This window comes from Bifidobacterium phasiani (assembly GCF_019331775.1).
Classification (GTDB): domain Bacteria; phylum Actinomycetota; class Actinomycetes; order Actinomycetales; family Bifidobacteriaceae; genus Bifidobacterium; species Bifidobacterium phasiani.
The window spans coordinates 22,781-28,780 of the sequence record NZ_JAHBBD010000029.1 but is presented as its reverse complement, the minus strand read 5'-3'; the positions used below and the strand labels follow the sequence as shown (position 1 = coordinate 28,780).

The window sequence follows — 6,000 nt, the reverse complement described above, 5'->3', positions numbered from 1 at the left end:
CCGCCCGCCGGTTCCGCGGGTCCTGCCCCCTCCGGACCGCCGCCGTACGTCGCAGCCGGCGCCCCAGGTGCCGCACCTGAGGGATCATCGGCGGCGGTGCCGCCGATGATGACCTCCCCCTATCGGCCCTCCGAACCGCAGCCCAAACCCCGGTACGCCCGCCGCAAGCCCGCCGGCCCGATCGTCGTGCTCGTCGCGGTCGGCGCCATCTTCCTGTCGTTCGCCGCGGTGCTCATGGCATGGTCGTACGGCTCCGGCGACCTCGAGACGCTGATAGGCTACGGTCTGGTGTGGACCGGCGCGGTCTGCGCGGTCCTCGGCCTGCTGACCGTGGTGCTCGGCTGCATCGGGCGCCGCTCCGGCGGACTCACGCCGTTCTCGTGGATCGCCGCATGCCTGGCCGTGATCGTCGTGTTCCTCGGCATCGCCTATTCGACGGTCTACCGGCGGATGCTCGACGTGCGTGCGCAGTATGCGGCCGCCGGGGACTCCGGACTCGCCGCCGGCGTCAACGTGCACGGCTACGCGGTCATCGGCTCCGACCCGGCGACGGTGCAGCGGCTCGGCGACGGCCTGTGGACGCAGGGCGACGGCACCGACGACATCCTGCACATCGACCTGAGCGAGTACGGGCGCGACAACGGCAGCCACGCGGTGACCTACAACGGCGGCGGACTCGGCACGTCGACCTGCCCGGCCGGCCTGATCAGGCTGGCGCCGTACCGCACCAGCGTCGTCGTCACCATCCCCGACGGCTGCTCGTGGGAGTTCTCCGACGCGAACCGCTGGTGGGTCGACTACGACGACCACTTCGGCGGCATGTGGGCGGCCACGGCATGGAACAGCTGGGGCGGATACGACCAGATCGGGCCGGTGCTGCACGACTACAGCATGGGCGTGTACTCGTCGCCGGATCCGATCGGCGACGTCGAGGGCGACAGCGGCTACAACTGGGTCTACGACCAGGGCGACGCCAACGCGCCGGCCGTGCCGGAGCTGACCATCCAGGTGGATGCGTCGGCGATGGGCGAGGTCATCGTGCAGTACGCGTCGCAGAACACATTGCCCACCTATGACGAGTGGGCCGGCATGACGGAGGACGACCATGAGTGAGGACATCCGCAACACGCAGACGCAGCCCCTGCCGACGGTCGGCGCGGCGTCCGAGGCCGAGACCCGGGCGATTCCCGCCGTCCCCGCGGACGGGGAGAACGCGCCGACGAGGCTGCTGCCGGTCGCCGACACCCAGGTGCTGCGGGCCGTCGGCGGCGATCCGGAGGCGGACGGGCGGTCGCAGGAACCGTCATCCGCGGCCGCGGACGCGCCGCGGCCCGAGGCGGCGTCCGTGTCGACGCCGGAGCCGGACCTGGCGGACGAGCTGGAGGCGGTGTCCGACGCGGTGCCGTCGCCTGGACGGGGCGCATCGGGGGAGCCGCCGCGCGAATCGCCGCGGGGCGGAGCGATGCCGGGCGAACCGGTCGCCCGGCCGGTGCCGCCGCGGCAGACCGGCATGGCGGCGCCGGCCGCCGGAATGGTGCCGCAGAGCGGCATGGCGGCGCCGAATATCGGAACGGTGCCGCAAACCGGCACGACGGCGAATATCGGAGCAGTGCCGCAAACCGGCATGGCGGCGCCGATCGCCGGTGCGATGCCTCAGACCGGGCGTCGGGAGCCGGTGCCGCAGCCGGCCGCCGCCGGTGCGCCGCGCTCCGCGCCGTCGCAGCCGGGACCCGCGGGGCCGATGGCCCCGGGCGGCGCCGGGCCGTACGCGGCGAACCGGCAGGTGCCGCTGTACAGCACGATGCCGCCGGTGCAGAACGGCGCCGGGCCGTCCAACTACGTGCAGGTGCCGGTGGAACGCCCGAAGGAGCGCCCGGTCATCCGCAGACGCGGCCCCAGCGCGGCGACGATCGTGTTCGGCGTGCTGCTGGTGTGCTGCGGCGTCGTGGCGATCCTGTTCGGCATGGGATTCCCCGTCGCGACCCTGCCGATGTTCGGCGCCGACCCGCGCGTCGCCATCGCCGTGGGATGCGGCGCGTTCGGCGCCCTGCTGGTGGTCGTGGCGGTCGTGTGGGCCGTGGTGCGCATCGTGCGTCCGAAGCGCGGCGACGACAAGCCGGAGAAGGCGTAGCCGCGGTGTCCGCCGCCTGATGGCGGCCGGCGGACGGTGCGCGGGTCATTGTATGGATGACGCCGTCGGCGGGTGCCCGGATGGATGCCCGCCGACGGCGATGCCGTGAACCCGGTGCGGGCGGCGCCGTTACTGCGCGGCCTCGGCCTCGTCGAGGTCGGCGAACCCGCCGATGCGCACGGTGTTGAGGATCGTCTCCTCGGTCAGGTTGCGGCCCTGCGCGCGCAGATCGGCGACCATCCGCTCGTAGCGGGCGAGCGTGGCGTCGGAATAGGTGCCGAGCTCGCCGCGCAGGTAGGTCTCGAACGAGGTGTCCTCCGGGGTGTCCTCGGCCGTAGTCAGCACGCGCATCGCCGCGCCCAGCTTCGGATAGCGCGCCCGGAAGTCGCGCGCCCAGCCGACCTGGACGGCGATGATGCGCTCCTGGCGGGCGATGCGCTCCTTGTCGAGCCGGGGGATGTACGGCTCGATGCGCTCGTGGAACTTCTCGGGCGCGGTGGAGGCCATCATGCGCGCGTACTTCTCGGTGACGAGGTTGCGCCCGACCCGGTCGGCCTCGTCCAGGTCGTCGGCGTACCCGGCCAGCAGGTCCTGCGGCCAGGTGAGGAACTGGCTGGCGCGCATCTGGTGGAACACCGGCCAGTTGCCCTGGCACGAGGCGCGTCCACCTTCGTTCTCGGTGCGCTGGAACTGGTCCCATTCGTGGCGCACCACGCGTTCCACAAGGTCCATGGCGGTCTCCTTTCGATGGGCTGGTTCACAGGATGGCGGGCCCTGAACCTGTGAACCAGGTCGAACATGGATGATGTTCGATTCGGTATCGATATTTGTTGGTATACCGGCGTTCTTGCCGGTGCTTGATGGTAGGTTGTGTGATCGCTTCAGTTCACGGGATCGTTCCGGTCCGACTTGTGAACCGGCCTCGTCAGAGGCTGATCAGGCAATCCTCCTTACGTGCGATATGTTCCTCCACATGGGGCCGCTGCCACTCCAGGAACGTCTCGCCGCTGGAGCTCAGCCCCTCGGCGTTGAGCTCGGCGACGATGTCCCGGCAGATCGACTCGACGATGCCTTCGATGCGGCGCGCGGCGGGCTCGGCGCCCCTGCCGCCCTCGCCGAACCCGGCGCCGCCGAAGCACGCCGCCGAGGACAGCCGCAGCGCTGTCTCCAATTGCCCGCACACGCCGGTCAGCCGCATGCCCATGCGCCGCGACAGCCGCCGCAGCGCGGCGAACCGCCACTTGTAGTACGGCAGATAGCCGACCGTGACCGGCCGGTTGAGCAGGAACACCAGGGAGGCCGTGGCCTCGACGAACTCGTTGATCGAGCACCAGGCCGCGGCGCCGTCGCCGCGGGCGAGCATGCGCGGCAGATTGTACTGCCCGGCCTGCGCGATCATGCCCAGACGGCGCGAGACCAGCGACAGCCGCACGTCGTCGGGCATCAGCTTGAAGCCCTGGCGTGCCTTGGAGAACGCTCCCAACGGGTCGGCGAACACCTCGCCGTTGGTCGCCGCGGCCAGCGTCGCCTCGTCCAGCATGAGCCACTCGTGCGGCCTGTCCTCGCCCGGCGCCTCACGGTACCCGGTGATCGACTCGAAGAAGTCGCCGATCGCGAACACGCCCACGCGCCGCCCCGCCCCCTGGGCGCGGGCGGTGGACTCGCGCGGTCCGAAGCCCATGAACGTGTCCGGCAGCGCCTCGTAGTCGGCCTGGAGCCGCGGGCCGATCGCCGCGTAGTCCTCGTCGGTGAGCCACAGGCAGAATCCGGGCCCGAAGTCGTGGTCGTGCGAGAGCCCGTCGTCGAACCCGTAGCACTCGGAGCCGTGCCCGACCAGGCCGGCGGCGATGCGGCCCCGGTACTCGGGATAGCGCTCCTCGATCAGCGGCTTGCCGTATTCGTTCCAGTACGCGCGGGCCAGCTTGAGCCCGGTGAGGGCGGGGCGCGGCGTGCCCGGGGCGGTATGGTCCGCGCCGCGAGGGGTCGGGGTGTCGGATGGTTCTTCGGGCTCTGAATTGCACGGGACCGGACCATCGGCGGCGCCGGGGCGATCCGCATCGCGGGAAGGGGCCGTGCCGGAGCGGTCCGGGGGAGCGGACGGGGATCCGGGGCGTGCCGGTGCGGGGTCGGGCGCGGCGGAACCGGTCGGGGCGGAACCGGTCGGGTCGGGGACGCGCCGTGCGGGTGCTGGTGCGGCGGAACCGGTCGGGGCGGGGTTGTGCCGACCGGGTGCGGGCGTGGCGGACGTGTCCGAGACGGATCCGGAGGGCTCGGGGGCGACCGGCTCGGATCGAGACGATATGTCGGAGGCGACCGGCCCGGAGTCGCACGGCGTGCCGGGAACCGCAGCGGACGGCTCCCGCGCCGTGGCCTGCTCCGCCACCTGCTCGGCATGCACCAGGTTCGTGGCCGTGATGCGGTAGTAGTCGTTGTCCCGCCCGTAGTTCTCGTCGATGACGGCCAGCGCCTGCCGGTAGCGGGCGACGGCCTCGCCGGCACGCCCCGCCGCCAGGCAGACCTGCGCGTATCCGGCCAGCGCCGAGGCGTAGTGCCCGGCATGCTCCTGGCCGGCGTCATGGTAGATCTCGAGCGAACGCCGCGCGTGGCGCATCGCCGCGTCGAGCAGCGCGGCGGCGTCCGGCTCGCTGTCCGCGTTGTTCGCGTTGTTCGTGCTGTTCGTGCTGTTCGTGCCATTCGCGCCGTTCGCCGCCGTGCGAGCCGCCGTGGTCGCATCCGCGCCGCCGCCCGCTGCGCCTCGGGCGTTCGCGTCGTCTTCGTCGCATGCGCCGCCGTGCATCCGGTCGAGCAGGATCAGCGCGAGGTTCGTGTGCGTCGCCGCGATGTCGACGTCGCGCGCCGGGTCGGTGCTGGCTGACTCCAGCACCTCCAGCGCCGCGCGCAGCTCGCGTTCGGCCTGTGCCGGGCGGCCGGTCTCGCCGTACAGCATCGACAGGTTGTTGTGCAGCGCGGCCATGCGCCGGTCGGTGGGGGAGAGCGTGGTGCGCGCCGAGTCGATGGCCTGGCGGTACAGGTCCTCGGCCTGGTCGTATCGGGATGCGGCGCGCATGCTGGTCGCGGCGTTGATCAGCGTGGTGGTCCACGCCTCGGTGCCCTCGAGCCGCATGCGCAGGGCCAGCTCGATGGCGCGCTGCACGATCCACTGGTTGTCGTCGTGCCGGCCCTGCGAGCGATAGAAGCCCATCGTCTCGTTGAGCACGGTCAGCAGACCCGCGTCGTCGCCGGCGTTCTCCGCGTCGCTCATGGCCTGCAGCAGGTAGGGTTCGGCCTTGACGGCGCCCTCGTGGGCGTCGAAGATCGCATCCAGCCCCTTGAGGAACGCGTCGGCGTCGAACGCGGGGTCGTCCTGTCCGGTGTCCATGTTCTGCGGATTCGCATCCGGCGCGTCGACGCCCTGCGCCGCCTCCGATCCGCCGTCGATCCAGCCTTTCAGCGCCTCGGCCAGCGTCGTGTCGTCCATCGCATCTCCTTCCGTCGGGTCTGCGTCCAGTCTACGGCGGAACGGACGCGTACGCCGTCGCGCTCGGGGCGATGGGTGCGCCCGACGGCGGGCACGTTGAGCTTCGGTAGGCACTCCGAGGCTTCAGTAGGCACCTCCATGTGGATCGCCGCGGACGAATGCCTTGAAATACCAGGGCATTCGGCCGCTGATGCCCGCGACCGGGTGCCTACTGAAGCCCTGAAGCGCCCACCGAAGCGCCGAAGCGACCGTCGGGGACCGATCCGTGGCGTATTTGGCGGATCCGAACCGATGAGGACCCAAGGCGCCGGTCGGGGGCCGATGCCGGCCGCCGTATGCCGGGCGGGCTTTCGGAGACGGCTACGAGGCCAACGTTCCGATGGCGACCGGA

4 protein-coding genes are annotated in these 6,000 nt (G+C 71.6%); 2 read left to right on the top strand and 2 right to left on the bottom strand.

The features are described from left to right. Nucleotides 1–105: 105 nt before the first annotated feature. Nucleotides 106–1,113: a hypothetical protein gene (locus tag KIH73_RS09790; RefSeq protein ID WP_219083020.1), complete on the top strand. Its 1,008-nt coding sequence runs from the start codon at nucleotides 106–108 to the stop codon at nucleotides 1,111–1,113. Continuing rightward, complete coding sequence (locus KIH73_RS09785) at nucleotides 1,106–2,131, top strand: hypothetical protein (protein ID WP_219083018.1); 1,026 nt, start codon at nucleotides 1,106–1,108, stop codon at nucleotides 2,129–2,131. The genes KIH73_RS09790 and KIH73_RS09785 overlap by 8 nt, the downstream gene beginning before the upstream one ends. Before the next feature lie 129 nt (nucleotides 2,132–2,260). Here KIH73_RS09785 and KIH73_RS09780 read toward each other — a convergent pair whose 3' ends face one another. After that, nucleotides 2,261–2,863 carry a DUF4125 family protein gene (locus KIH73_RS09780; RefSeq protein ID WP_219083016.1) on the bottom strand — a complete coding sequence of 201 codons (603 nt, stop codon included), beginning with the start codon at nucleotides 2,861–2,863 and terminating at the stop codon, nucleotides 2,261–2,263. A 193-nt stretch (nucleotides 2,864–3,056) separates the two neighbouring features. Further along, on the bottom strand, nucleotides 3,057–5,609 hold the full coding sequence (locus tag KIH73_RS11015; RefSeq protein WP_420830230.1) for a DUF4037 domain-containing protein: 2,553 nt from the start codon (nucleotides 5,607–5,609) through the stop codon (nucleotides 3,057–3,059). Nucleotides 5,610–6,000 lie beyond the last annotated feature (391 nt).

Excerpts from the sequence above, each read along its gene's own strand:
- KIH73_RS11015 (WP_420830230.1), bottom strand. The coding sequence starts at position 5,609 with ATGGACGACACGACGCTGGCCGAGGCGCTGAAAGGCTGGATCGACGGC.
- KIH73_RS09780 (WP_219083016.1), bottom strand. The coding sequence starts at position 2,863 with ATGGACCTTGTGGAACGCGTGGTGCGCCACGAATGGGACCAGTTCCAG.
- KIH73_RS09785 (WP_219083018.1), top strand. The coding sequence starts at position 1,106 with ATGAGTGAGGACATCCGCAACACGCAGACGCAGCCCCTGCCGACGGTC.
- KIH73_RS09790 (WP_219083020.1), top strand. The coding sequence starts at position 106 with ATGATGACCTCCCCCTATCGGCCCTCCGAACCGCAGCCCAAACCCCGG.